This is a genomic window from Sphingobium sp. 3R8, assembly GCF_020166615.1.
Taxonomy (GTDB): Bacteria; Pseudomonadota; Alphaproteobacteria; order Sphingomonadales; family Sphingomonadaceae; genus Sphingobium; species Sphingobium bisphenolicum.
In genome coordinates this window covers 98,847-121,174 of sequence record NZ_JAIQXR010000005.1, presented here as the reverse complement: position 1 = coordinate 121,174, position 22,328 = coordinate 98,847, and the positions used below count along the sequence as shown (strand labels likewise).

Annotated in this window: 23 protein-coding genes; 12 read left to right on the top strand and 11 right to left on the bottom strand. The window is 65.0% G+C overall.

The genetic code is table 11. The annotated features are described in order from the left end of the window. Positions 1 to 83: 83 nt before the first annotated feature. From K9B33_RS06690 to K9B33_RS06680, 3 genes are read left to right on the top strand one after another with little or no spacing between them, the layout of a single operon-like run. Entirely contained in the window at positions 84 to 1,067 is a 984-nt protein-coding gene (locus tag K9B33_RS06690) for a hypothetical protein (protein WP_224547599.1), read from the top strand. Then, positions 1,064 to 2,767: an ABC transporter ATP-binding protein gene (locus K9B33_RS06685; protein WP_224547597.1), complete on the top strand. Its 1,704-nt coding sequence runs from the start codon at positions 1,064 to 1,066 to the stop codon at positions 2,765 to 2,767. Before K9B33_RS06690 ends, K9B33_RS06685 begins: the two co-directional genes overlap by 4 nt. Beyond that, positions 2,760 to 3,476: a S8 family serine peptidase gene (locus tag K9B33_RS06680; protein ID WP_224547596.1), complete on the top strand. Its 717-nt coding sequence runs from the start codon at positions 2,760 to 2,762 to the stop codon at positions 3,474 to 3,476. Before K9B33_RS06685 ends, K9B33_RS06680 begins: the two co-directional genes overlap by 8 nt. Here the strand turns inward: K9B33_RS06680 and K9B33_RS06675 are convergent. Both K9B33_RS06675 and K9B33_RS06670 read right to left on the bottom strand, forming a co-directional pair. Beyond that, the gene (locus K9B33_RS06675) at positions 3,410 to 4,408 is read right to left on the bottom strand and encodes a HupE/UreJ family protein (RefSeq protein ID WP_224547594.1); all 999 of its coding nucleotides are present in this window, start codon (positions 4,406 to 4,408) and stop codon (positions 3,410 to 3,412) included. The genes K9B33_RS06680 and K9B33_RS06675 overlap by 67 nt on opposite strands. Beyond that, on the bottom strand, positions 4,395 to 5,237 hold the full coding sequence (locus K9B33_RS06670; RefSeq protein WP_224547592.1) for a peptidyl-prolyl cis-trans isomerase: 843 nt from the start codon (positions 5,235 to 5,237) through the stop codon (positions 4,395 to 4,397). Before K9B33_RS06670 ends, K9B33_RS06675 begins: the two co-directional genes overlap by 14 nt. 159 nt (positions 5,238 to 5,396) lie before the next feature. On the opposite strand from K9B33_RS06670, the gene urtA reads away from it, so the two are divergent. The 5 genes from urtA (at position 5,397) to urtE (ending at position 10,112) form a co-directional block, all read left to right on the top strand. Then, entirely contained in the window at positions 5,397 to 6,611 is a 1,215-nt protein-coding gene (gene urtA, locus K9B33_RS06665) for an urea ABC transporter substrate-binding protein (protein WP_224547590.1), read from the top strand. A 124-nt stretch (positions 6,612 to 6,735) separates the two neighbouring features. Continuing rightward, the gene (gene urtB / locus K9B33_RS06660; protein ID WP_224547589.1) at positions 6,736 to 7,623 is read left to right on the top strand and encodes an urea ABC transporter permease subunit UrtB; all 888 of its coding nucleotides are present in this window, start codon (positions 6,736 to 6,738) and stop codon (positions 7,621 to 7,623) included. After that, positions 7,616 to 8,644, top strand: coding sequence for an urea ABC transporter permease subunit UrtC (urtC, locus tag K9B33_RS06655; protein ID WP_224547588.1), 1,029 nt, complete (start codon positions 7,616 to 7,618; stop codon positions 8,642 to 8,644). Before urtB ends, urtC begins: the two co-directional genes overlap by 8 nt. Further along, the gene (urtD, locus tag K9B33_RS06650) at positions 8,641 to 9,399 is read left to right on the top strand and encodes an urea ABC transporter ATP-binding protein UrtD (RefSeq protein ID WP_224547587.1); all 759 of its coding nucleotides are present in this window, start codon (positions 8,641 to 8,643) and stop codon (positions 9,397 to 9,399) included. Before urtC ends, urtD begins: the two co-directional genes overlap by 4 nt. Further along, entirely contained in the window at positions 9,396 to 10,112 is a 717-nt protein-coding gene (urtE, locus tag K9B33_RS06645) for an urea ABC transporter ATP-binding subunit UrtE (protein ID WP_224547586.1), read from the top strand. Before urtD ends, urtE begins: the two co-directional genes overlap by 4 nt. Here urtE and K9B33_RS06640 read toward each other — a convergent pair. The 8 genes from K9B33_RS06640 to K9B33_RS06605 form a co-directional block, all read right to left on the bottom strand. Beyond that, positions 10,109 to 10,531 carry a DUF2147 domain-containing protein gene (locus K9B33_RS06640; RefSeq protein ID WP_224547585.1) on the bottom strand — a complete coding sequence of 141 codons (423 nt, stop codon included), beginning with the start codon at positions 10,529 to 10,531 and terminating at the stop codon, positions 10,109 to 10,111. The genes urtE and K9B33_RS06640 overlap by 4 nt on opposite strands. A 128-nt stretch (positions 10,532 to 10,659) precedes the next feature. Continuing rightward, entirely contained in the window at positions 10,660 to 11,649 is a 990-nt protein-coding gene (locus tag K9B33_RS06635; RefSeq protein WP_224547584.1) for a type II secretion system F family protein, read from the bottom strand. A gap of 19 nt (positions 11,650 to 11,668) precedes the next feature. Next, a complete protein-coding gene (locus K9B33_RS06630; RefSeq protein ID WP_224547772.1) occupies positions 11,669 to 12,667 on the bottom strand; it encodes a type II secretion system F family protein in 999 nt (332 codons plus the stop codon). A gap of 53 nt (positions 12,668 to 12,720) precedes the next feature. Next, entirely contained in the window at positions 12,721 to 14,013 is a 1,293-nt protein-coding gene (locus K9B33_RS06625; protein ID WP_224547583.1) for a pilus assembly protein CpaE, read from the bottom strand. A 1-nt stretch (position 14,014) separates the two neighbouring features. Further along, positions 14,015 to 14,677, bottom strand: a complete 663-nt coding sequence (locus K9B33_RS06620) for a CpaD family pilus assembly protein (protein WP_224547582.1) — start codon at positions 14,675 to 14,677, stop codon at positions 14,015 to 14,017. Positions 14,678 to 14,694: 17 nt separating this feature from the next. Continuing rightward, positions 14,695 to 16,176: a type II and III secretion system protein family protein gene (locus K9B33_RS06615; protein WP_224547580.1), complete on the bottom strand. Its 1,482-nt coding sequence runs from the start codon at positions 16,174 to 16,176 to the stop codon at positions 14,695 to 14,697. A gap of 1 nt (position 16,177) precedes the next feature. After that, positions 16,178 to 17,191: a Flp pilus assembly protein CpaB gene (gene cpaB, locus K9B33_RS06610; protein WP_224547578.1), complete on the bottom strand. Its 1,014-nt coding sequence runs from the start codon at positions 17,189 to 17,191 to the stop codon at positions 16,178 to 16,180. Between the two features lie 51 nt (positions 17,192 to 17,242). Further along, a complete protein-coding gene (locus K9B33_RS06605) occupies positions 17,243 to 17,716 on the bottom strand; it encodes a prepilin peptidase (protein ID WP_224547577.1) in 474 nt (157 codons plus the stop codon). 42 nt (positions 17,717 to 17,758) lie between these two features. Here K9B33_RS06605 and K9B33_RS06600 point away from each other — a divergent pair, with 42 nt between their 5' ends. From K9B33_RS06600 to K9B33_RS06590, 3 genes are read left to right on the top strand one after another with little or no spacing between them, the layout of a single operon-like run. Beyond that, positions 17,759 to 18,721: an alpha/beta fold hydrolase gene (locus tag K9B33_RS06600; protein ID WP_224547576.1), complete on the top strand. Its 963-nt coding sequence runs from the start codon at positions 17,759 to 17,761 to the stop codon at positions 18,719 to 18,721. Continuing rightward, on the top strand, positions 18,718 to 19,821 hold the full coding sequence (locus K9B33_RS06595) for an NAD(P)/FAD-dependent oxidoreductase (RefSeq protein WP_224547575.1): 1,104 nt from the start codon (positions 18,718 to 18,720) through the stop codon (positions 19,819 to 19,821). Before K9B33_RS06600 ends, K9B33_RS06595 begins: the two co-directional genes overlap by 4 nt. A 36-nt stretch (positions 19,822 to 19,857) precedes the next feature. After that, positions 19,858 to 20,034 (top strand): YegP family protein, encoded by a 177-nt coding sequence (locus tag K9B33_RS06590; RefSeq protein WP_224547574.1) that lies wholly within the window; start codon positions 19,858 to 19,860, stop codon positions 20,032 to 20,034. 9 nt (positions 20,035 to 20,043) lie between these two features. On the opposite strand, the gene K9B33_RS06585 is transcribed toward K9B33_RS06590, so the two are convergent. After that, on the bottom strand, positions 20,044 to 21,348 hold the full coding sequence (locus tag K9B33_RS06585) for a lipopolysaccharide biosynthesis protein (protein WP_224547573.1): 1,305 nt from the start codon (positions 21,346 to 21,348) through the stop codon (positions 20,044 to 20,046). A gap of 205 nt (positions 21,349 to 21,553) precedes the next feature. Between K9B33_RS06585 and K9B33_RS06580 the strand changes: the two genes are divergently transcribed. After that, entirely contained in the window at positions 21,554 to 22,324 is a 771-nt protein-coding gene (locus K9B33_RS06580; RefSeq protein ID WP_224547572.1) for a sugar phosphate nucleotidyltransferase, read from the top strand. Positions 22,325 to 22,328 lie beyond the last annotated feature (4 nt).

The window sequence follows — 22,328 nt, the reverse complement described above, 5'->3', positions numbered from 1 at the left end:
GTTCATCTCGACTTTGGTCGAAAAAGAAGCATTACTTTTTGTCGGCATATGGACTTGATCCGCAACGAACGGCAGGGCGGCAGATGAAGAGTATCGCCATCCGGGGCAGCGGCATCGCCGCCACAGGATGCGCGCATATATTGGCTGGCGCGGGCTTTCGGGTCGCAATCGAAGAACGCCGCCGCCTGTCCGTGCCGACGATCATGCTGAGCGATCCGGCCCTGCGCCTGATCCGCGGCGTGTTCGATCGGCCGGACCTGTTCGCCGACCAACCGCGCGTGACGCGACGGCTGGTCGGCTGGGGCGGACCAGCGGTGATGGTGCCCCATGGTGCGGCGCTGGCATCGGAGGATGAGGTCCAGGCGGCGCTGCCATCCATCGCGTCATCCCAAGCCGGCCCTGCCGATTTCACCATCCATGCCGCGCCACTGGGGAATATGCGCATTTTCGGCGAACGCAACGCCGTGGCGGCCAGGGTGAAATTGCGCGATCCCACCTGTGTAGAAGAGGCGCGGATCGAGGCCGTGGCGGCGGGCTGGCTCTATCTGGTGCCGGCGGAACCGGGCTTTGGCTGGCTGCTGGGCGTGGGCGATTCGGTCGACAGGCTATTGGGTCAGAGTGCGCTGATCGCGCCGGTCGTGGACGCCCTGGGAGCGATATCCATGCCCTTTCCCGCTGCGCCGCGCCTGCAATGGCCGCTTCATGGCGACGACTGGCTGGCCTGCGGCACGGCAGCTCTGGGTTTCGATCCGATCTGCGGCGATGGCACGGCGCAGTCGGTGCGGGAAGCGATATTGGCGGCGGCGGTCGTCACGGCGATCGCCGAAGGTGGGGATCGCGCCGCGCTGCTTACCCATTATCGATCGATGCTGATCGCGGCGATGCGTCGGCATCTGCTGCTCTGCGCCCAATTTTACGCCAATGGCGGGCAGGGTGACTGGTGGCGCGCGCAGCATGAGGCGCTGATGGCGGGGCATCATATGTGCACCGGCTTGCTGGCCCGTCTGCCCGAGCCGCGCTTCCTGCTCGACGGCTTCCGGCTGGTGTCCCGGCAAGCCGCAGCATGAGCGCTCCGACCCCGCCCCCCGTCGCCGATTGGGGCACCTATAAACGGCTGATGCCCTTCCTGCGCCCTTATCGCGGCGCATTGCTTGTCGTGCTGGGGGTCAGCCTCGTCTCGACCATGCTCGGCCTCGCGCAGCCCTATCTTTCCAAGCTGATGATCGACCAAGCGCTGCTCAAGCGCGACATGACCGCGCTGGTGGACATCGCGGCGATCATGATCGCCGTCACCATCGCGGGCTTCGCGGTCAACATCCTCGCCAGCTATCGCTATGTGGCGCTGTCGGCGGCAATGCTCTACGATATTCGCGCGGCGCTGCTGCGCCATCTCCAAACGCTGTCGCCACGATTTTATGGCAGCTTCCGTCTTGGCGATCTCGTGTCCCGCATGAACAGCGACGTCAGCGACGTGCAGCGGATCGCCTCCGACACTTTGCTGTCGGTGGTCAGCAACCTGCTCTTCTTCGTCGGCTGCGTCGCGATGATGCTGTGGCTCGACTGGCGGCTCTTCCTGGTGAGCGTGGTTTTGGTGCCCGCCAGTCTCGCCACGTTCAGCTATTATCAGCGCCGCCTGACGGCCCTGACGCGCGACATGCGGGAGCGGGGGGCGGATCTGGGCAGCCTGCTGGTCGATACGGTGATGGGCATGCGCGTCGTCGCCTCGCTCCGCGCGGGCGAGCATGAGGTGGGCCGATTCAAGACCAAGAATGACGCCTTCGTCGCGTCGATGCTGCGGATGCAGGTCGCATCCTTCATGACCGGCGCGCTGCCCGGCACGCTGATGACCGCGGCGACCTCGGCGGTGATCCTCTATGGCGGCTGGCGAATCATTCATGATGGCATGAGCATCGGCACGCTCGTCGCCTTCATGACCTATCATATGCGACTGCTCTCGCCGATCCAGACGCTGATGGGGCTGACCTCCGGCCTTGCTTCGGCGCGGGTGTCGCTGGGGCGTATTTTCGAACTGTTCGACACGAAACCCGACGTCATCGAACGCAGCAATGCCCTGCCGATGGCGCGGGCAGGCGCGATGCGCTTCGAACAGGTCGCGATGCGCTATGATCGCGATGCGGTGTTGCGCGATGTCGACCTGACGATCCCGGCGGGGAGCCTTTGCGCCATCCTTGGCCCCAGTGGCGTGGGCAAATCGACCATGGCCGACCTGATGGTGCGCTATCTCGATCCCGATAGCGGGCGGATCACGATCGATGGCCGCGACCTGCGCGATTATCGCCTGGACGATTTGCGGCGGGAGATCATCCTGGTCGATCAGGCGCCCTATCTGTTCAACGACACGATCGCGGCCAATATCGGCTTCGCCATGGCCCATGTGTCGCAGGAGGCGATCGCGGCAGCGGGCCATGCGGCCGGGCTGGACGCCTTCGTCGCGACACTGCCCGAAGGTTATGACACCCGCGCGGGCGAACGCGGCATGGCGTTGTCGGCCGGCGAACGGCAGCGGGTGGTGCTGGCGCGCGCCTTGCTGCGCCGACCCAGCATCCTGATTCTCGACGAGCCGACATCGGCGCTGGACGGGGACACCGAACAGTTGGTGGCGGGACGCCTGCGCGATGCGCTGCCCCATGCCACGATCATCGTCATCACCCATAAGCCCGCACTGGCGCGGATGGCCGACGCCATCATTACGCTGGAGCAGGGGCGGGCGCAGATGACGGCGCGCGCAGAGCCTGTCGATGCCTGATCCGATCCGCCCTGATCCCATCCGCATCGCCGTCATCGACAGCGGTGTCCATCCCGATCACCCGCATATCGACGCAGCCCGGCTGTTGCCCGGCGTTGCGATAGCGGGCGACGGCGCGATCAGCGAGTGCGACACCATCGACGCTCTTGGCCATGGCACCGCCGTCACCGCCGCCATCCAGGGGCAGTCGTCCAACGCGCTATGCCTGCCGATCCAGGTATTCCACAATGCGTTGCGCACCACCGCGCGCGCCTTGGTGGCCGCGATCGATCGGGCCGTGGCGGCGGAGGTCGACATTATCAACCTCAGCCTCGGTACGGTGAACCCGGCGCATCGCGACCTGTTCGCGGCGGTCGCCGATAGGGCGCTGGCGGCGGGCGTGCTGATCGTGGCCGCGCGAGAGACGGAAGGGACGCCTTGCTATCCCGGCGGCCTGGCCCAAGTGCTGGGCGTGTCGCTGGACTGGGACTGTCCGCGCGAAGACTATGCCATACGGGACGGAATCGTCTTCGCCTCCGGCCATCCCCGGCCGATCCCCGGCGTGCCGCCAAGGCGCAACCTCCATGGCGTCTCCTTCGCTGTCGCCAATATGAGCGGCATCGTGGCGCGGGGCGGACGATTGGCGATCGCCCGCCATCTCGATCAGGCGACGCCGAACGCCGCGACCCGCTCGACCATCCAGAAGCAGCCGATCGCGCCCACGGCATAGAGCGCCGCGACCCGGACCGGCGTCGCCAGCGACAGCGCGCGCAACCCCGCCAGCGTCGCCAGGATCGCGCCGACGAAGACCAACTGTCCCGCCTCCACGCCGATGTTGAAGAAGACCAGCGTCGGCAGCTTCTCACCCGCCTGCACGCCCAGTTCGCCCAGCGCTGTCGCGAAGCCCAGACCATGGAGCAGGCCGAACAGTGACACGACGATCGCCTGCCGCCGGAAGGCGAACGCCCGTTCCCCCTTGCCGATCAGCAGCGCCTCACGCGCCATGAAGGCGATGGACAGGGCGATGGCGGCTTCCACCGGCGGCACCGGCACACGCACCAGTTCGAAGAAGGCGATGGCGAGCGAGATGGAATGACCAGCGGTAAAGGCGCTCACCAGCCAGAGCAGGTCGCGCCCGCGCGCCAGCAACGCCAGGCACAGGACGAAGGCGAGGTGATCCCAGCCCAGCCAGATATGCCAGACGCCCTGCGCCAGAAATTCCGGGGCGATCTGGGTGATCGGCCGCGCCGTTGCGGCGGTTTCGCCGACCGGCACGGAAATGCCGTGCGCGTCGCCGGTCAGGCTGCGATCGACCTGGGCGCCCATGACATTGGTGACGAAGCGGCCGCCATCGGCCTTCCACGGCGTCTGGATCATGTCGGTGGCGGCAAAGGGCCGGTCGCAGGCGAATTCAAAGGCATATTGCGCTCGCCCGCCGCCGGTCTGGCGGCTCATGCCGGTCTGGCGGCAGCCGTCGGGCAGGATGATGGGCGCAGGCTGGCCTGCTGCCTCCGGCACGGCGGCGGTGAATTCGTACGTGTTCGGGTCTTCGCCGCGCGTCAGGGCGAAGTCGGCGGACAGGAAGATATCGGCCATCGCCGTGCCTGGCGCCAGCGCCGCCAGCGCAAGCATCAGCAGGGCGAACAGCTTATTCTTCGACATCGAACTTCTCCTTCAGGCCCGCCAGCGCTTGGCTGATGGCGGCATTGCTGTGGGTGATCATATAATCCTGCCGCACCTGATCCTTGATCGCGGGGAAGGGGATCATGGCGGATGCGATGCGCTCGCTCTTCTTCACGAAATGCCAGCCGCGCGGGGATGGGATCGGCCCGATCCAGCGGCCCTCCGGCGCGGTCTTGAGCGTATCGACGAAGGGTTGGCCGAAAATGCCCCGCACCATGGAATCGCCGTAGCGGGGGAAGTCGCGGCCCAGCCAGAAATCCTCGCCCCCGATCGTCTCGCCCGCGTTGAGCCGGGCCAGCAGGACGCCCGCGTCGGCGGGCTTTTGCTGGCGGAAAATCTGGGTAAAACTGGTGCGCGGTTCGGCGCGGTAGAGGTTCAGATGGGTCGCATAATGATCGACCAGTTCCTCCTCGCTCGGTTCGGGCGGGGCGCCCGCGATCAGGTAGCGGACCTTGTCGACCAGCCGTTTGCGCGTCTCGCCGTCGGTCAGGTGCATATTACGGTCGATCGCCTCGCGGAACAGCAGCTCCTCGGCCAGATATTCGGCCTTCAGCCGGGCGCGATCCTGCGCCGTCGCCTTGCGCCCGGTCAGCGTCGCCAGGTCCGCGACCTGCGCCTGCTCGATCTCTGGCGTAAAGATGACGGGCGGCTTTTCGAAGTGCTGGACGACCTGATAACCGCCGAACAGCGCAACGCCGGCGAGTAGAAAGGCGAAGAGCGGATCGCGCGCTACGCGGCTGGCTACGGGCATCGGATTGCGCCACGGTCGCGGCGATGCCGCCACCTGCCGCGCCGCCGAAAGATCCATGGATTCCGTCCCGTTCGCCATGCCCGCAATATTAGGGGGAAGCGGTGCGCCACAGCCTACGTCAAATGACGCATACGGGCGTTTGCCGCCTTTCCATAGCCTTTGGGAGACCGATTTGCTGCAGCGCCTCACATGGGCTGCCAGGGAGACTTTCTCATCATGATCCGATCCAAGCTGCTCGTGCTTGCCACTTCCGTCTGCGCGTTGGCGCTGGCTTCCTGTTCGGGCGGCGGCGGCAATACCGGCGCGCCTGCGGGCGATACTGTCTCGGTCGGTGTCCTCCAGTCGTTGACGGGCACGATGGCGATCAGCGAGATTACGGTGAAAAATGCCGAGATGCTGGCGATCGAGGAGATCAACGCGGCTGGCGGCGTGATGGGCAAGAAGATCAACGCCCTGGTCGAGGACGGCGCATCCGACCCGTCCACTTTCGCGCAGAAAGCGTCCAAGCTGATCGAAAGCGACGGCGTATCCACCGTGTTCGGCGGCTGGACCTCGGCGAGCCGGAAGGCGATGCTGCCGGTGTTCGAACGGACGAAGAACCTGCTCTGGTATCCGGTCCAGTTCGAGGGCAATGAATGTTCACCCAATATCATGTATTCCGGCGCGCAGCCCAACCAGCAGGCGCTGCCCGCACTCGAATGGGCCGTTGCGCAGGGACATAAGAGCTTCTTCCTCGTCGGCTCCGACTATGTCTATCCCCGCACCGCCAACCTGATCCTGAAAAAACATATCGAAAAGCAGGGCATGAAGGTGCTGGGCGAAGCCTATGTGCCGTTGGGCGGCACGGACTTTTCAGGCGTGATCGCCAAGATCGCGCAGGCCAAGCCCGCGATCATTATCAATACCTTGAACGGCGACAGCAATGTCGCTTTCTTCAAGCAGTTGCAGGCGGCCGGTATCAGCACGAAGACGATGCCGGTCATGTCCTTCTCGATCGGCGAGCAGGAAGCGCAGGCGATGGGGGCGGGCCTGGTCGAGGGCAGCTATGCCGCCTGGAATTATTTCCAGAGCCTGCCCGGCGACGCCAACGCCAAGTTCATCGCCGCCTATAAGGCGAAATTCGGCAAGGACGCGGCGATCACCGACCCGATGGTCCATGGCTATCTCGACGTCTATGCGTGGAAGGCGGCGGTGGAGAAGGCCAAGAGCTTCGATCCCGATGCGGTGCGCAAGGCGGCGGCGACGCTCGGCGGCTTCGACTCGCCAATGGGCAAGGTCAGCTTCGCTGCCAACCAGAGCCTGGTGCAGAAGGCCTATATCGGCAAGCTGAAGGCCGACGGCCAGTTCGAGATCATCGCGGACAGCGGCAAGGATATCGCGCCGGAACCCTATGACGGGCTCGCCTTCCCCGGCAAGACCTGCAAGCTTTGAGGCACGTCCCACCTTCCGTTCGCCCTGAGCGAAGTCGAAGGGCTTTGCTGCGCGGATGCGAAGCCCATTTCGCTTTGCTCGATGGACGGCTTCGACTTCGCTCAGCCCGAACGGATGTTGGATAATGGACGCGCTTTTCCTCAACCAGCTGTTCAACGGCGCCTCTTTGGCATCGCTGTACCTGCTCGCCGCGCTGGGCCTTGCGCTCTCCTTCGGCCTGATGCGCGTCATCAACATGGCGCATGGGGAAATGCTCATGCTGGGCGGCTATCTCGCCTGGATGACGCTGCTCGTCGTGCCGGGCGCGCTGGGCATCATCCTCGCCATTCCGGTCGCCTTCATCGGCGCGGCGGCGATGGGCGGCCTTATCCAGTCCACCCTGATCCGCCGCCTGTCCGCGCGGCCGCTCGACACGCTGCTCGCGACCTGGGGCGTCAGTTTGATCCTGCAACAGGGCGCGCGCGACCTGTTCGGTGCGGTCGGCGTGGAGGTGCGCGCGCCCGAATGGCTGACTGGCAGTTTTATACTGGCGGGCGTCACCTTGCCGTCCGCGCGCCTCTTCATCATCCTGATCGCAGCCCTCGTGCTGGGCGGCCTGGCGCTGCTCCTGCTCAAGACCCGGATCGGCCTGCTGGTTCGCGCGGTTAATCAGGACCGGATGATGGCTTCGGCCTCCGGCATCGACGTCAGGCGCGTCGATTTCACCGTCTTCTGCCTTGGCTCCGGCGTTGCGGGGCTGGCCGGCGTCATGCTGGCATTGCTCGGCCCGGTCACGCCCAATGTCGGGCAAAGCTATATCATCCCCGCCTTCCTCGTTGTCGTGATGGGCGGCCTGGGCAGCATCGTGGGCACTACGGCCTCGGCGATCATTCTCGGCCTGTTCGCTGCGCTGGCGCAGATCTTCGTCGATGTCAGCGTCGCGCAGATGCTGCTGCTCGTCTTCGTCATCCTCTTCATCCAGGTCCGCCCGCAAGGGGTGATCGCCGTAAAGACCCGCCAACTCGATGCCTGACCTGTCCCGCCTTGACCCCCTGAAACCGATCTTGCCCTGGCTGCTGCTGGCGCTCGGCTTGACTGTGCCCTTCGCGCTGTCGGCTTATGACCTCAACCTGCTCGCCCGCTTCATGGCGATGGGCATTCTTGCGCTCGGCCTCGTCCTCATCTGGGGCCATGGCGGGATATTGAGTTTGGGGCAGGGGGTATTTTTCGGCCTGGGCGGTTACGCCATTGCCCTGCACATGAAGCTGGCGGATCTGCCGTCGGGCGAAATTCCCGATTTCATGGTCTGGAGCGGCCGGGACGGTTTGCCCTTCTGGTGGACGCCCTTTTCCAGCCCCGCCTTCACCATCGCCGCGATCCTGATCGTGCCGGCGCTGGTGGGTGCGCTCTTTTCCTGGGCCGTTTTCCATCGGCGGGTCGGCGGCACCTATTTCGCGCTCATCACCCAGGCGCTGGCGCTCGCCTTCGCCACCCTCATCATCAGCCGTCAGGATGTGACCGGCGGGTTCAACGGCCTGACGGACTTCTACTCGGTGTTTGGCTTCGGCCTGTCCAGTCCGGGCACCGGATCGGGCCTTTATTGGGTGACGCTGGCGGTTCTGTGCGTCGCCTTCGTGGCGCTGCGCTGGCTGCTCGCTTCGCGCTTCGGCATATTGCTGCGCGCCGCGCGCGATGGCGAAAACCGGGTGCGCTTCCTCGGCTACAGCCCCACGCCCTTCAAGGTTGTCGCCTTCGCCATCGCGGCGATGCTGGCGGGGGTCGGCGGCGCGCTCTTCACGCTCCATGCCGGGGTCGTGTCGCCCGCCTTGATCGGCGTCGTTCCGTCGATCGAAATGGTCGTGTGGGTCGCGATCGGCGGCCGCTACAGCCTGGCCGGTGCGATCGTTGGCGCGCTGCTCGTCAACCTGGCGCGCGATGCCGTGTCCAGCGCTTTCCCGGAACTCTGGCTCTATCTGATGGGTGCGCTCTTCATTTTTGTCGTCACCCTGCTGCCGCGCGGCCTTGCCGGTCTGGTCAAGGGGAAGGCGGCATGAGCGGGTCCGCCGTCTCCGACCTGCTGCTCAGCGTCGATGGCGTCACCATCGACTATAGCGGCTTCAAAGCGCTCGACAATTTCAGCATGACGCTCAATCGCGGCGAAACTCGGGTGGTGATCGGTCCGAATGGTGCAGGCAAGTCGACTTTGTGCGACACGATCATAGGCCGCGTCCGCCCCAGCAGCGGCCGAATCCTGTTCAAGGGCGAGGAAATACAGCACCTGCCCGAACAGCAGATCGTGTCGCGCGGCATCTGCCGCAAATTCCAGGCCCCCGGCGTGCTGCCGACGCTCAGCGTGCGCGACAATCTGGCGCTCGCCGCCCGCAAGGATCGACGCTGGTGGAAGAGCTTCGGCGCCGGTATCCCGGCGGAAGAGAAGCTGGCAGTCGAGGAAGCGCTGGAAAGCGTAAGCCTCGCCCATCGCGCCGAGGTGGAGGCGGGCACGCTGGCCCATGGCGAGAAGCAATGGCTGGAAATCGCGATGGTGATGGCGACCGGGGCGGAACTGCTGCTGCTGGACGAGCCGACCGCCGGCATGGGGCCGGCCGAAACCAGCCGCACTGCCGAACTGATCCACGGACTGGGGGGGAGCCGCACCGTGCTGGTGATCGATCATGACATGAGCTTCGTCGAACAGCTCGCGGCTCCCGTCACCGTCATGCATCAGGGCCGGTTCCTGAAGCAGGGGAGCATCGCCGATGTCCGCGCCGACCCGGAGGTCGCCGCCGTCTATCTGGGGCACAGCGCATGAGCGCGCCGCTGATCGAAATCGCTGCCCTGTCGAGCGCCTATGGCCAGAGCCAGGTGTTGTGGGACCTCGACCTGACTCTCGATCGAGGGCAGGTGATGGCTTTGATCGGTCGCAACGGCGTCGGCAAGACGACGCTGCTGCATGCGATCATGGGCACGCGCCCGTCGGCGGGGGGGACAATTCGTTTCGACGGGCAGGACATCACGAAGCTGCCCGCGCACAAACGCTCGCGCGCCGGCATCGGTTTCGTGCCGCAGGGGCGCCATGTCTTCCCGCAACTGACCGTCATGGAAAATCTGGAAACCGGGCGTTCGGCGCTGGCGGGTCGTGGCGAGGGCGGGGCAAAAGTGCCGCAGCATATCTTCGACCTTTTTCCCAAACTCTACGATATCCGTACCCGCGCCGCCGGCTTCCTGTCCGGCGGCGAACAGCAGCAATTGGCTATCGGCCGCGCACTGGCAGGCGAACCCAGCCTGCTCCTGCTCGACGAACCGACCGAGGGCATCCAGCCCAATGTCGTGCAGCAGATCGAGGCCGCGCTCGTCCATGTCCGCGACGAACTCGGCATGACCATGCTGGTGGTCGAACAATATCTCGACTTCGTCTGGCGCTTCGCCGACCGCTATTGCGCGATGCAGAACGGCCGGATCATCCGCCAGGGCAGCGTCGCGGACGAAAGCGCGAGGGATGTCGCGCATCTGGTCCAGATTTAGCGCACCGGCGTCCAGGTCTGGGTCTTGCACAGGAAGGATGCGATGCAACCCTGCACCTTCAGCGTGCCGTCACCGTTGCGGGTCAGCTTGGACGTATAGCTTTTGCCGCTTTCGGGATCGTAGATCGTCCCTTTCCATTGATCGCCGGCATCCTCGAACCCGGTGAGCAGGGCGAGGCCCACCAGCGGCTTTGATCGGAGCGCGGCATCCGGGTTCTTGATGTCGGTCTGCGGGCGGCCGGGCGTAGGCTTCACGATCTTCTCGATCTTTCCGCACAAATGCCTGCCGCAGGGCGCGATCTGGACGATCGCCTTGCCATCGACGGTCGCCCAGCGGCCGGTGACCGGTTGGGCGGCCTGCGCGGGCATGGCGGCGAAGGCTGCGCTCAGGGCTGCGGTGGCGAAAAGGGCCAGCTTCATGCGATCCACTCCTTGTGTTTGACGGACAGATAAGCATGAAAAAGTCGGCCCGCCACCGCCTTTTTGAGGCGGGGCGGGCGGATCTTTCGGGCGACGTTACGGCAGCGCCAGTCCCGTTCTCCAATTTTTTAGAAGGCGGTGCTGATCGAACAGGCCGCCGGACCCAGAATAACGACGAACAGGGTCGGCAGAATGAACAGAATCAGCGGCACCGTCATGATCGCGGGCAGGCGCGCGGCCTTTTCCTCGGCGCGCATCATGCGTTCATGGCGGAACTCGGCAGACAGCACGCGCAGCGCGGAAGCGAGGGGGGTGCCGTATTTCTCGGTCTGGATCATGGTCGTGACCACGCCCTTGATCGCGTCCAGCTTCACGCGGGTCGCCAGATTCTCGAACGCCATGCGCCGTTCGGTCAGGAAGCTCAGCTCGATCGCGGTAAGCTGGAACTCGTCGCCCAGCTCGGGATAGGCCTTGCCCAGTTCACGCGACACGCGATTGAACGCGGCATCGACGGTCAGGCCGGCCTCTGCGCAGATGACCAGCAGGTCGAGTGCGTCGGGCAATCCCTTGCGGATCGCAGCGGCGCGCTTCTGTACCTTATTGTCGATATAAAGGTCGGGGGCCTTATAGGCGAGCAGCAGCGCCACGGCGAAAGCGAAGAAGCGCTTCATCGGACCCCATTCGGGTTCGATTCCGACGCCATAGAGCATGATCGCCGCAAAGCCGCCGATCACGATCGGCATGATCATGCGGCCGAAGATGACGGCGACGGCCCAATCCTTGGACCGGATGCCGGCCTGCGCCAGGCGGATCTGCGCGTCTTTCAACTGGTCGTCCTGCAAGACCTTCAGGCTCGACAGGAAGGACCGCATATTGTCGGTCGTCTGGTTCTTGCGGACCAGCTTGGCGCGGCGCTTGGCGGTCGATGCGGTGATGCCCGCCTTCAACTGCTCGCGCCGGTCGTTGAGCGCCTTGACGCGCTTGGCCATGGGATCGCGCACGGTCATGACCGCATAGAGCGCGAAAAGTATGGCCAGGGTGGCGAGCGCGGCCAGCAGCGTGCCGAAATCGGTCGCTGTCAGGCCAAAGAGCGTGCCGGCTGGGGTCGGAGCGTCCATAATCTCTTATCCCTCCCGATCAGATTTCGAAGTTGACCATCTGGGCCATGATGAAGGCGCCGATGCCCATCCAGCACATACCGCCGATGCCGATCACCTGCATCGTGCTGAGCCCGAAAATACCCGCCGGATCGGGGGTGAAGAAGGGGGTCATATAGTTGAAATTGATGTAGCAGATCATGCCGAACACCAACGGAGGCAGTGCACCGATAATGTAGGCGGACGCCTTGGATTCCGATGACATGGCACGTATCTTCAACTTCATTTGCGCGCGCTGACGTAGCACTGTGGCCAGGTTGGACAGGGTTTCGGCCAGGTTGCCGCCCGTTTCCCGCTGGATGGCCAGGGTGATGACGAAGAACTGGAATTCCGGCGTGCCCAGGCGGTCGGCGGTTTCCTGCAATGCCTGCTCCATGGTCCGGCCGATCTTGATGCGTTCGGTGATCAGCTTGAATTCCTCGCCCACCGGCCCTGGAATTTCGCTCGACACGATGCCGAGCGTTTCGGCGATGGGCAGGCCCGACCGCAGGCCGCGAGTCAGCAATTCCAGCGCATCGGGAAATTTGGCGTTGAACTTCTGGACGCGCTTGTTGATCAGCCGACCTACCCACCAATGGGGCAGGCCAAGCCCTGCGGCGAGGCCGAACATCATGGCGAACAGGAAGGGGAAGCCGCGGACCATCAGCAGCGCAGACAGCAGCAGGAATATGCCGGCGCTGGCCGTCATATACTGGCTGAGCGTCCACTTCTTGCCGGTCATCTTCAGGCGCTTGGTCAGATTTTCCGGGTTCGGGATCAGCGACACCAGCATCTTGGCTTCGACGCCGGTCGCACGATTGGAGATCGCCTTGCGCATCCGCGCTTCCAGCAGGGCTTCGGCCGACTCGCTATGGCGGCCGCGGATCATCGCGACGCGCCGTTTGCGCGCCTTGTCCGGCGACGGACCGGCGAACGCGACCACGCCCAGCCCCATCAGGGTCGCGATCAGCACCATTATCAGGATGAAATTGCCGTCCATCTCGTCGCCTGTCTTGTAGGAAGCGACGCCGCCCCTGGGGGCGGCGTATGCGATCAATTGTCCAGCGCTGCCTTGTCCTTGCGGCGCGACGGCATCATCGATCGGAAGTCGCCGATCTTGCCGAGCAGGGAATCGCCCTTCTTGCGCGCGCCCTTGGCCACGCCAGCCTCGTCATCGGACTCGGCGGCGCCCAGCACTTCGTCCAGCAAGCTGGCGCAGGCCGCACCGACCTTGCTGCCCTTGGCAGTCTCGGCCAGCGTCTTGCCCAGTTTCGCCGCCTGCGACGCGATGCGCAGGTCGAATGGCACGATCACGTCCACCTTGCGTTCGATCGACTGTTCGAAATCCTTGCGGCTGATCTCAGGCGCGCCGGGATGGACCCGGTTGGCGACTACCAGCACGCGCGTCTGCGGCGCGTTGGTCTTCAGCCAGGACAGGATGCGAATGGTGTCGCGCGCCGCCGCCAGCGTCAGTTCCGTCACGACCAGCGTGACGTTGACGTCAGCCATCAGGTGCGGATGCTGGATCAGCATGTTGCGCGGCAGGTCCATGACGCTGCATTCGAAGGCGAGGCGGAATTCCTCCAGCAACTGGTAGAAGGCGCCGCCATCGGTCATCATCGGCTGGCTGATCGGCGCTTCGGCCGACAGGATCGCCAGCGTGTCGCTCGCCCGCACCATGGCGCGTTCGATGAACAGGCCGTCGATGCGGCTTGGGTTTTCGATCGCGTCGGTCAGGCCGCGGCCCGGCTCCAGGTCCATGGCCAGCGCATTGGTGCCGAAATGAACGTCGAGGTCGAGCAGCGCGGTCGGGCGCTTCTTCTTTTCCGAAAGCATCCAGGCGAGCGAGGTTGCGATGCTGGACGCTCCCACGCCGCCGCGGGTGCCGATCACGGCCATGGTGGCGTGCGGGCGTTCCGGCGCGGCGTCGCGCGGTGCCATGAACACGGCCTGCGCCTGCGCCAGCGCGTCGCGGAGCTGGTCTGCGCCGAAGGGCTTGAGCAGATAGTCCTGAATCCCGCTGGCGACGAGGTCGCGATAGAGGCGCACATCGTTCACCTGTCCCGCGGCGATCACCACCGTGCCGGGTTCGCAGACTTCCGCCAGGCTGTTGATGTCGTTCAGCGGATCACCGCTTTCGGACATGTCGACGAACAGGATCTGTGGCGATGCGGTGATCGACAGGCTCTGCACCGCGTTGCGCATGCCGCCCTTGTTCACCTTTTCCGGCGCCCAGCCCAATTCGGCGGCGACGGCGCGCAGCATGTCGAAACTATGGTCGTCGCAGACGAAGGCGTGGAACGGGTCACGCTGCCCACCGCTGCCGGGTTTCCAGGGTGCGTTCATCTTATTGCCCTCCCGCGGTCATTTGCTTGAGGTCGCCCGCACCGGTCGGAGCCTTGTCGCGATAGGTGGAAATGGCGCGGTTCGACGTTGCCGTGCGCAGGTCGCTGTCGGTGCCCTGGCCGCGGACCAGATCTTCCGGATTGGCGACCATGGCGGCGAGGTTGCTGTTGACGCCGCAGCCGAAATTGGAGCTGGTGCCGAGATTGGGATCGGTTTCCTGCTTGCCGCTCCAGTCGGGACAACCCGGCACGCTGGCGGTGGCGCGACGTACGATCAGGCGGACGCTGCCAGCCGGCGCGGCGCCGGCGACGGCCGAGCTGTCTTCGGCGACCAGCAAGCCGTGTCGGGCGACGATATCAGCGACGCCATCGCGCATGGTCGGGCTGAAATAGGCGCCGTCGGTGACGATGGCCACCTGGTCACCATAGCCGAGGCCGATCGAGCCGAACCAGTCATTGAGGCGATGGGCTTCATAGGCGGTCAGGCCGCCATCCGACCCGGCCTGCACGTCGAACGTGTAGGCGGCGTAGCTGACGACCGGCTGATGGATCGATTCCACGCTGCGGTTGGGCGTGTCGGTGACGCATCCGGCGAGCGGCAGGGCCAGCATGGCCAATGCGCTCAGCGCTTTCATGGACAGACGGGTCTGGAGAGGGGAGGTCATATTATGTCGTCCTTCCGTCAGAAGCTGAAGCCAGGGGCCACGGTGCCGGGCTTGCCCGGCCTTGTGGCGACCGGGGGCAGGGCGGCTGCGGCTTGCGGGCCGGGTGTCGGCACCGGCGAACCGGGCGCGCGGGTCGGCATATGGCCGCGCGCGCCGCTGACGCCGTCATTACCCTGTTGCAGGAGCAGGCCCTGTCCTTCGTTGGCGGTGCGGAAGCCGTCCGTAGGCATGTGCACGTCGGAGGCATTCATCGGCTTCACCAGATAAGGCGTGACGACGATGACCAGTTCGGTTTCCGAACGTTGGAAGGAGCGCGACTTGAACAGGCTGCCCAAGATCGGCAATTCGCCCAATACCGGCACCTTGTTGATGGCATTGCCGGTTTCATTGTTAAGCAGGCCAGCGATCATGAAAGCCTGGCCTGAACCCAGTTCCACCGTGGTTTCGGCGGTGCGGCTCTTCAGCGCGGGGACATTGGCGTTGATCGAAAAGTCCAGGCTCGACACGGTCGGGCGGACGCGCAACGAAATGCGGCCGTCGGCCAGCACGGTCGGCGTGAAGGCCAACTGCACGCCATATTGCTTGAATTCGATGCTGTTGCCCTGCGTGCCGTTGCTGACGGTATAGGGATATTCGCCACCGGCCAGGAAGCTGGCGGTTTCGCCCGACAGGGCGGTCAGATTGGGCTGGGCCAATGTGGTCGACAAGCCACTCGATTCCGCAAGATCGAGCACGCCGGCGACATCCATGCCCAGCAGGCGAGCGACGCCGCCGATGCTGTAGGAGCCATCCGCCGGCTGGGTAAAGTCCCAAAATCCTTCGTCACGGTTGTACGTCGCGAAAGCGCGATTGCCTCCGCCGACGACGCCAAAGGACCGACCGGTATCGACACTGTTGAAATTGGTCCCGATCTTGTGGCCCAGATCCTTGCTGACCTCTGAAATCTTGACCTGCAGCATCACCTGCAACGGCGTCGCCATGCGCAGGCGGCTCACCACGGTCACTTCCTTGCCGACGAAGGCCTGCGTCAGCCGTTCGGCCTCCGCTGCATCCTCCGGTGCCTGGATCGTGCCGGTCAGGAGGACCATGCCGTTCATCTTGTTGACCGCGATGTTCGCGCCGGGCATCGCCAGGCCGAGCATGTCGTCGATGCTGGTCAGGTTGTTGCCGACGCGGACCGTTCCCGAAAACAGCACCTTGCCGTTGGGCGCGGTGGCGAAGACCGTGGTTTCACCCGCCTTTTTCGCGATCAGGTAAAGCTGGTTCTGCGAGCGGACATGGACATCGACGATATTGGGATCGGCGATCACCACATCCGACATCTTGGCCGACAGGTTGACCACCCGGCTGCCGCCGACCGACATCAGGATCGCATTGTCCTGGCTGCTGGAAGGGGCGGCGTTGAGGGCAGTGGTGGGCGCGGCGATCGTGGCGACCGCAAGGCCCAGGGCGATTGCCGGAGCGGCAAGCCGCGGAGCGCGTTTGTGCAAGCTCTTCATCTCACTTCCCCCCGACCGGAACTTCGGTCACGTTGACGCCACGGGCCACGCGGATGACCGGCCCCTTGAAGGCGACGGTTCCCATCGGCGCGCCGTTGGCGGCCACCATCGGCGGCATGGATGCTTCGGCCTTGGCCGGAACCGAGCTGCGCTGGTAGCGCGACACGTCGGCGCCTGTCGAATAGGTGGAGCCGCGATCGACCGGGCGCGAGGCGAGCTTCGCGATGATCGACTTTTCGTCGTTCGGATTGGCGCCGTCGGGCAGATCGACGTCGGTGCCGGCGATGGCGGCATCAAGGTCCGACGCCGTGTCCGCGATCGAGCGGAGCGACATGGACAGCGACCCGATGGTCTGCGAAACTGCGATCTTCTCGGCGATCTTGGGCGTCACTTCGATGGTGACGTTGGAATAGGTGCGGACCTCCGGCTTGCCGTCGGCGCCCATCGCATCCATGCGCTGATCGGTGGCGAGCACGCGCAGGTTGCGCAGGATGGTTTCGGAAACCTTGAGGGGATCGCCGTCGCCGCCGCCCGAGACGCTCTGCGTCAGGACAAGGTCGATGCGGTCGCCGGGGAAGACGAAGCCTGCGACCGAGCTTTGCGCCGATACAGGCACCGTCACGGCGCGCATGCCGGGGCCAAGCGCCGCAGCGAGGAAGCCGCGATCGCCGGGCTTGACGATGCCGCCCTGCGTCAGCGGCTGGCCGGCCGTGATGGCGGAGCGCACGACGCTGCCGGCCAGCTTGGCGGGATCGGCCTGACCCTTGAGATAATAGGCCTGTTCGATGAGATCTTTCGGCCAGGGCTGAAAACGGAAGCTTTCCGCATCCAAAATGGTGCCCACGGGGAGAGCCTTGGTCGCCACCAGCACATGGGGCTGGTCGGCATCATTCGGCATCGCCGCAGCGTTCACCTGTGGTGCGCTCGACGAACTCAACATGCTGCGCGCAAGCAAGGCTGTAGTGACCGCTATGATAAGCGCCCCCACCAGCAGCACGATCTTCTTAGCATCCATGACGAAATTCGCCTCCCTCAAATGGGTGCACTGCCCCCAGTGCCCCACTCATCACGCAAAATGGTTAAGATATCGTTCGCCAAGCAACCACAGGGCTGCGATCGAGATGGCGACTCCGTAAGGTATTTCAGGCTGTCCCAGCCTTTTGGTCATCCGGTGGTGGATGACCGTGACGATCGTGACGAGGCCGCCCAGCATCGCCATCAGGACGATGAGCGACAGCACGGCCTGCCAGGGGAACCACAGCGCCAGCGCGCCGAGCAGCTTGACGTCGCCGCCACCCATCATGCCGGCTGCGAACAGCGCGGCGAAGAGAATGAAGACGATTGCGCCGACCAGCAGTTGCACGGCGATGCCGGGCCAGAGGTCGAGGCCGCTGGCCAGCCACCACAGCGGCGCCAGTGCCGCGACCGCCAGGTTCAGGCGGTTGGAAATGATGCGGGATCGCAAATCCGTGATCGCCGCCGCAATCAGCAGCGCGCCCAGGGCGCCTATCAGCGCCAATCGGAAAATTTCCCCGTTCATGGGGCTTATTCCCTAGACCATATGGCTTACCAAAGCGTAACCATGGGGCCAATGGATTCACCCGATTTCCCGACTGCCGCTTTCGACCGGCGCGCCTGGCCGATGGGCGGGCGGCTGGACTATTGGACGGCGCCCGATGGCTGGCCGATCCGGCGCTACCGGCTGGGGTCCGGCGCGCGCGGGCGGATGCTGGTACTGGGCGGTCGTGGCGACATGATCGAGAAATATCTGGAGGTCATCCACCATTGGGCGGCGCGCGGCTGGGCCGTGACCAGCTTCGATTGGCGCGGCCAGGGCGGATCGGGGCGGCTGACGGACGATCCGTTGTGCGGTCACATCGGCGATTTTGCGGAATGGATCGCGGATTTGAACGCCCTGGCCGCCGAGTGGCGGGCGGAGGGCGAAGGGCCGACGGCGATGGTGGCGCATAGCATGGGCGGCCATATGCTGTTGCGCGCGCTCGCCGAAGGGATGCCGTCGCCCGATGCGGCCGCGGTGGTCGCGCCCATGCTTGGCGTCCATAGCGCGCCGCTGCCGCGCTGGCTGGCGGTGGCGATCGCCCGGCTGATGGTAGGTTCCGGTCGGGGCGAACGCGCCGCCTGGACGCAGAAGGAACAGTCGGAGCGGCAGCGGCGGATGCGGCAGAAGCGACTGACCCACGATCCCGATCGCTATGCCGACGAAATCTGGTGGCGCGATCATAGCCGGGACATCGCGCTGGGACCGCCGAGCTGGAATTGGGTGTTGCAGGCGCTGGAATCGACGAAGGTGCTGGCGGAGGGCGACGCCATTACCGGCATCTCCATGCCCCTGCTCATTCTCGCGACAAAGGCGGACCAGCTTGTGTCCACGCCTGCCATCCTCAAGGTCGCGGGCCGGATTGCGGGCGCGCGGTTGCATGTCTATGGCCGGGAGGCGGCGCACGAGATATTGCGCGAGCTGGATCCGGTGCGGCGCGATGCGTTGCACCGGATCGATGCTTTCCTGGACGAGGTTGCCTGTTGAGTCATCCCGACATCGTCATCATCGGCGGCGGCATCGCCGGGGCGAGCTTGGGCGCCCATCTGGCGGCCGACGCCAGCGTGCTGATCCTGGAAATGGAAGATCGGGCGGGCTATCACGCCACTGGGCGTTCGGTCGCCTTCTGGGAGGAAACCTATGGCGGGACGGTGGTGCAACCGCTGACCACCGCGTCGGGACCGTTGCTCGCTGCACCGGACCCTGATTTTCATGACGGCGCGTTCCTGTCGCCGCGGCAGACGCTCCATATAGGCCGGGCAGGGGACGAAGCGCGGTGCGATGCGCTGCTCGCCCGGTTCACCGGCAAGGTCGATCTGCAACGCGTCGATCCGGCTGCAATGGTGCCGGGGCTGCGGCCCGGGTGGACGCTGGGCGTGTTGGAGGCGAGCTGCCAGGACATCGACGTGGCGGCGCTTCATGCCGCTTATCTCCGCCGGTTCCGGCGATCGGGCGGCGACGTCCGCCTCTCCACCCGGCTTGTGGCTGGCCAAGCCAATGCCGATGGCTGGCGGATCGAGACGAGCGAGGGTGCGATCCAGTGCGGTCTGCTGGTTGACGCAGCGGGCGCCTGGGCGGATGATGTCGCGATCGCCTGTGGCGTCGCCCCGATCGGTATCCGGCCATTGCGGCGGACCGTGGCGCAACTGCGCGTGCCCACGATGCCCTCCGCCGACCTGCCGCTGGTCATGGACCTGTCCGAACGCTTCTATTTCAAGCCGGAAGGGCAGGGGCGGTTGTGGTTGACCCCGCATGATGAGGAATGGTCGCCGCCCTGTGACGCCGCACCGGAGGAACTGGCCGTGGCGCAGGCGATCGCGCGCTTCGAGGAAGCGGTCGACTGGCCGATCGCGGCGGTCGAGCGGAAATGGGCGGGATTGCGCAGTTTTGCACCCGATCGCGCGCCCGTCTATGGCTTCGATCCCGATGTTCCCGGCTTCTTCTGGTTTGCCGGGCAGGGCGGCTTCGGCATCCAGACCGCGCCCGCTGCGGCGCTGCTGGCGAGCGCGCTGGTGCGTGGCGAAACGCCGCCGGCGGTTCTTGCCAGTCTCGATTCGTGCGCCTATTCTCCGGTCCGGTTTCGCTGACGAAACGAGTCCAGCGGCCCAGTCTGGAGATAAGTCATGGCGCATAAGTTCGTGATCGAGAAGAACAAGGCCGGTGAGTTCGTCGCCAAGTTCAAATATAATAGCGAAGTGATCTTCTGGACCGAAGGCTATGCCAGCAAGGCCGGCGCGAAGAATGCGATCGAATCGGTGTTGAAGAACGGCCCCGGCGCACCGGTCGAAGAAGCCGAATGATCGACACGGTCAGCCGCGCATGGCGCGACGGCTGGCCAGCCCCATCATCGCAAAACCGGCAAGCGCGGCGAGGACATTGGCAATCGCCGCGCCTCGGGTGCCATAGAGTGGCAGCAGCGCCGACTGCAGGCCCAGCAACAGCAAGGTCGAGACGAAGGTGATGCGCAGCGACAGGCCCGCCCGGTCGGTCGCCATCAGCAGCGGGCGATAGCTGACTCCCACCAGGTCGATGCAGGCCGCGATACCCAGCAGCAGCAGCAGCGGATAGGCGGGCAGGAAATCCTCGCCCGCGATCAGGCCCAGCAGGGGATGGCCGATCGTCACGATCAGGCCGATGATTACCGCGCCTGCTACCAGCGCCAGCCGGTTTGTGCGGCGAAACAGGGCGCTCAAGGCGTCTTTCCCGTGCGTGCTGGTGCGCGCCAGTTCGACGAAGATGCTGCGCGACAACAGGCTGCTGATCTTGGTCAGCGAATTGGCGAGCTGGTTGGCGAGGCGATAGAGGCCCGCGCCCGCCGGGCCGACGAAGCCACCGACGATCAGCACCGCCACCTGCTGGCCGATCGAGGACAGGCTGGTCTGCAAGTTGGTGGCGGTCAGGAAGCCGACGATGCCGGGATTTTCCGCCCGTGCGTCCAGCGCCCGGCCCGCACGCCAGCTGCCGATCCGTCCGTGTCCGACCTTCAGCGCGAGTTGCCAGTAGCTCAGGGCGCAGAGCAGTTCGGCAAAGGCCCAGGCGATCAGGAAGCCGCTGATGTCAGGCATGACCGCCAGCGCCACGCCGGCGCCGATCATCCGTCCGACGGGGATCATGGTTTCGGCAAAGGCGGCCGAATCGAAGCGGTCGAACAGGCGCAGCACCCCGGTCGGGCTGGAGCGGATGGTGATCATCATCACCATGCAAAAGGCCCAGACCTGCCACCCCATATCCGGTCCGATGCCGAGCAGGTCGCCGAACAGCAGGATGATGGCCGCGGCGATCAGTCCGCCCGCGACCGCCGAGGCGAGGTCGATCAGGATGCAGAAGCGCAGCACGCGGTTCAGGGCGTCGCCATTTTCTTCCGCCAGGTGCGGCTGGCCGTAGCGCACCACGATCTGCCAGCTGTCGAAGCTGACCAGCGTCTTGATGACGTTGGCGGCGCTCAGCACCAGCGCGAAACGGCCGAAATCGGCCACGCCCAGCGTGCGGGTGACGATGGCGAGATAGGCGAGGCTGAGTACTGCGCCCACGCCCTTGCCGCCCAGCAGCCAGCCGGTATTGGCCAGGATGCGGGCGAAACCGTCCCCCGCCGCGCCCGATCCGCGCTTGAACATCGTGACTCCGTCTAGCCAAAAAACCGTTCGTCCTGAACCTGCCGAAGGGCCTAACTTTTTTCGTGCAACATTCGAAAGAAAGAAGGCGGCTTCGACAGGACCAGCCCGAACGGGCGTGGTGCTATTGCAGCGGCCTTTAGGCGAGCGACCGAACTAGTGCAAACGCCGCCTTTTTTTCGGCCAAATTGGCTTCTAAAGCGCGCCCATGACGATCACCAAAGCCATCATCCTGTCCGCCGGCCAGGGTTCGCGCCTTCTGCCCCTGACCCGCGACGTGCCCAAATGCATGATCGAATTCAACGGCCGCACCCTCATCAGCTGGCAGATCGCGGCGCTGGTCGCCAATGGCGTGACCGACATCGTCGTCGTCACCGGCTTCCGCACCGAACGGGTCGAAGATCATGCGCTGCAACTCTATCGCGAGACGGGCGCGCGCATCCGCTGTGTGTTCAATCCCTTCTTCCAGGTCGCCGACAATCTCGGCACCTGCTGGATCGTGCGGGAGGAAATGGACCGCGACTTCATCATCCTCAACGGCGACACCATCATATCGGACGAGATCGTCGCCAAGCTAATCGCAGGCGCGCGGGACGCCATCACTGTCACCGTCGATGTGAAGGCCGACGGCGACTATGACGATGACGACATGAAGGTGAACCGCGATGAGACCGGACGCCTCCACCATATCGGCAAGCGGTTGCTGCCACCCGACACCAATGCCGAATCGATCGGGATGCTGGCCTTTACCGGTGAAGGCCCGGCGATCTTCCGCAACCAGATCGACCAGATGATGCGCACGCCCGAAGGCGTCGAACGCTGGTATCTGCGCGCCATCGACATCATCGCAAAGGGCAACCGCGTCGGCACCGCCTCGATCGAGGGGCTGGAGTGGCAGGAGGTCGATTTCCATCAGGATGTCGACGCCGCCAGGGCGTTGACGGCCAAGTGGGCCGCCGAGGATCGCTACGGACGATAGGCGG

What these genes read in the sequence shown, in the direction of transcription:
- K9B33_RS06690 (WP_224547599.1), top strand. Translation starts at nt 84, where the DNA reads ATGAAGAGTATCGCCATCCGGGGCAGCGGCATCGCCGCCACAGGATGC.
- K9B33_RS06685 (WP_224547597.1), top strand. Translation starts at nt 1,064, where the DNA reads ATGAGCGCTCCGACCCCGCCCCCCGTCGCCGATTGGGGCACCTATAAA.
- K9B33_RS06680 (WP_224547596.1), top strand. Translation starts at nt 2,760, where the DNA reads ATGCCTGATCCGATCCGCCCTGATCCCATCCGCATCGCCGTCATCGAC.
- K9B33_RS06675 (WP_224547594.1), bottom strand. Translation starts at nt 4,408, where the DNA reads ATGTCGAAGAATAAGCTGTTCGCCCTGCTGATGCTTGCGCTGGCGGCG.
- K9B33_RS06670 (WP_224547592.1), bottom strand. Translation starts at nt 5,237, where the DNA reads ATGGATCTTTCGGCGGCGCGGCAGGTGGCGGCATCGCCGCGACCGTGG.
- urtA (WP_224547590.1), top strand. Translation starts at nt 5,397, where the DNA reads ATGATCCGATCCAAGCTGCTCGTGCTTGCCACTTCCGTCTGCGCGTTG.
- urtB (WP_224547589.1), top strand. Translation starts at nt 6,736, where the DNA reads ATGGACGCGCTTTTCCTCAACCAGCTGTTCAACGGCGCCTCTTTGGCA.
- urtC (WP_224547588.1), top strand. Translation starts at nt 7,616, where the DNA reads ATGCCTGACCTGTCCCGCCTTGACCCCCTGAAACCGATCTTGCCCTGG.
- urtD (WP_224547587.1), top strand. Translation starts at nt 8,641, where the DNA reads ATGAGCGGGTCCGCCGTCTCCGACCTGCTGCTCAGCGTCGATGGCGTC.
- urtE (WP_224547586.1), top strand. Translation starts at nt 9,396, where the DNA reads ATGAGCGCGCCGCTGATCGAAATCGCTGCCCTGTCGAGCGCCTATGGC.
- K9B33_RS06640 (WP_224547585.1), bottom strand. Translation starts at nt 10,531, where the DNA reads ATGAAGCTGGCCCTTTTCGCCACCGCAGCCCTGAGCGCAGCCTTCGCC.
- K9B33_RS06635 (WP_224547584.1), bottom strand. Translation starts at nt 11,649, where the DNA reads ATGGACGCTCCGACCCCAGCCGGCACGCTCTTTGGCCTGACAGCGACC.
- K9B33_RS06630 (WP_224547772.1), bottom strand. Translation starts at nt 12,667, where the DNA reads ATGGACGGCAATTTCATCCTGATAATGGTGCTGATCGCGACCCTGATG.
- K9B33_RS06625 (WP_224547583.1), bottom strand. Translation starts at nt 14,013, where the DNA reads ATGAACGCACCCTGGAAACCCGGCAGCGGTGGGCAGCGTGACCCGTTC.
- K9B33_RS06620 (WP_224547582.1), bottom strand. Translation starts at nt 14,677, where the DNA reads ATGACCTCCCCTCTCCAGACCCGTCTGTCCATGAAAGCGCTGAGCGCA.
- K9B33_RS06615 (WP_224547580.1), bottom strand. Translation starts at nt 16,176, where the DNA reads ATGAAGAGCTTGCACAAACGCGCTCCGCGGCTTGCCGCTCCGGCAATC.
- cpaB (WP_224547578.1), bottom strand. Translation starts at nt 17,191, where the DNA reads ATGGATGCTAAGAAGATCGTGCTGCTGGTGGGGGCGCTTATCATAGCG.
- K9B33_RS06605 (WP_224547577.1), bottom strand. Translation starts at nt 17,716, where the DNA reads ATGAACGGGGAAATTTTCCGATTGGCGCTGATAGGCGCCCTGGGCGCG.
- K9B33_RS06600 (WP_224547576.1), top strand. Translation starts at nt 17,759, where the DNA reads ATGGGGCCAATGGATTCACCCGATTTCCCGACTGCCGCTTTCGACCGG.
- K9B33_RS06590 (WP_224547574.1), top strand. Translation starts at nt 19,858, where the DNA reads ATGGCGCATAAGTTCGTGATCGAGAAGAACAAGGCCGGTGAGTTCGTC.
- K9B33_RS06585 (WP_224547573.1), bottom strand. Translation starts at nt 21,348, where the DNA reads ATGTTCAAGCGCGGATCGGGCGCGGCGGGGGACGGTTTCGCCCGCATC.
- K9B33_RS06580 (WP_224547572.1), top strand. Translation starts at nt 21,554, where the DNA reads ATGACGATCACCAAAGCCATCATCCTGTCCGCCGGCCAGGGTTCGCGC.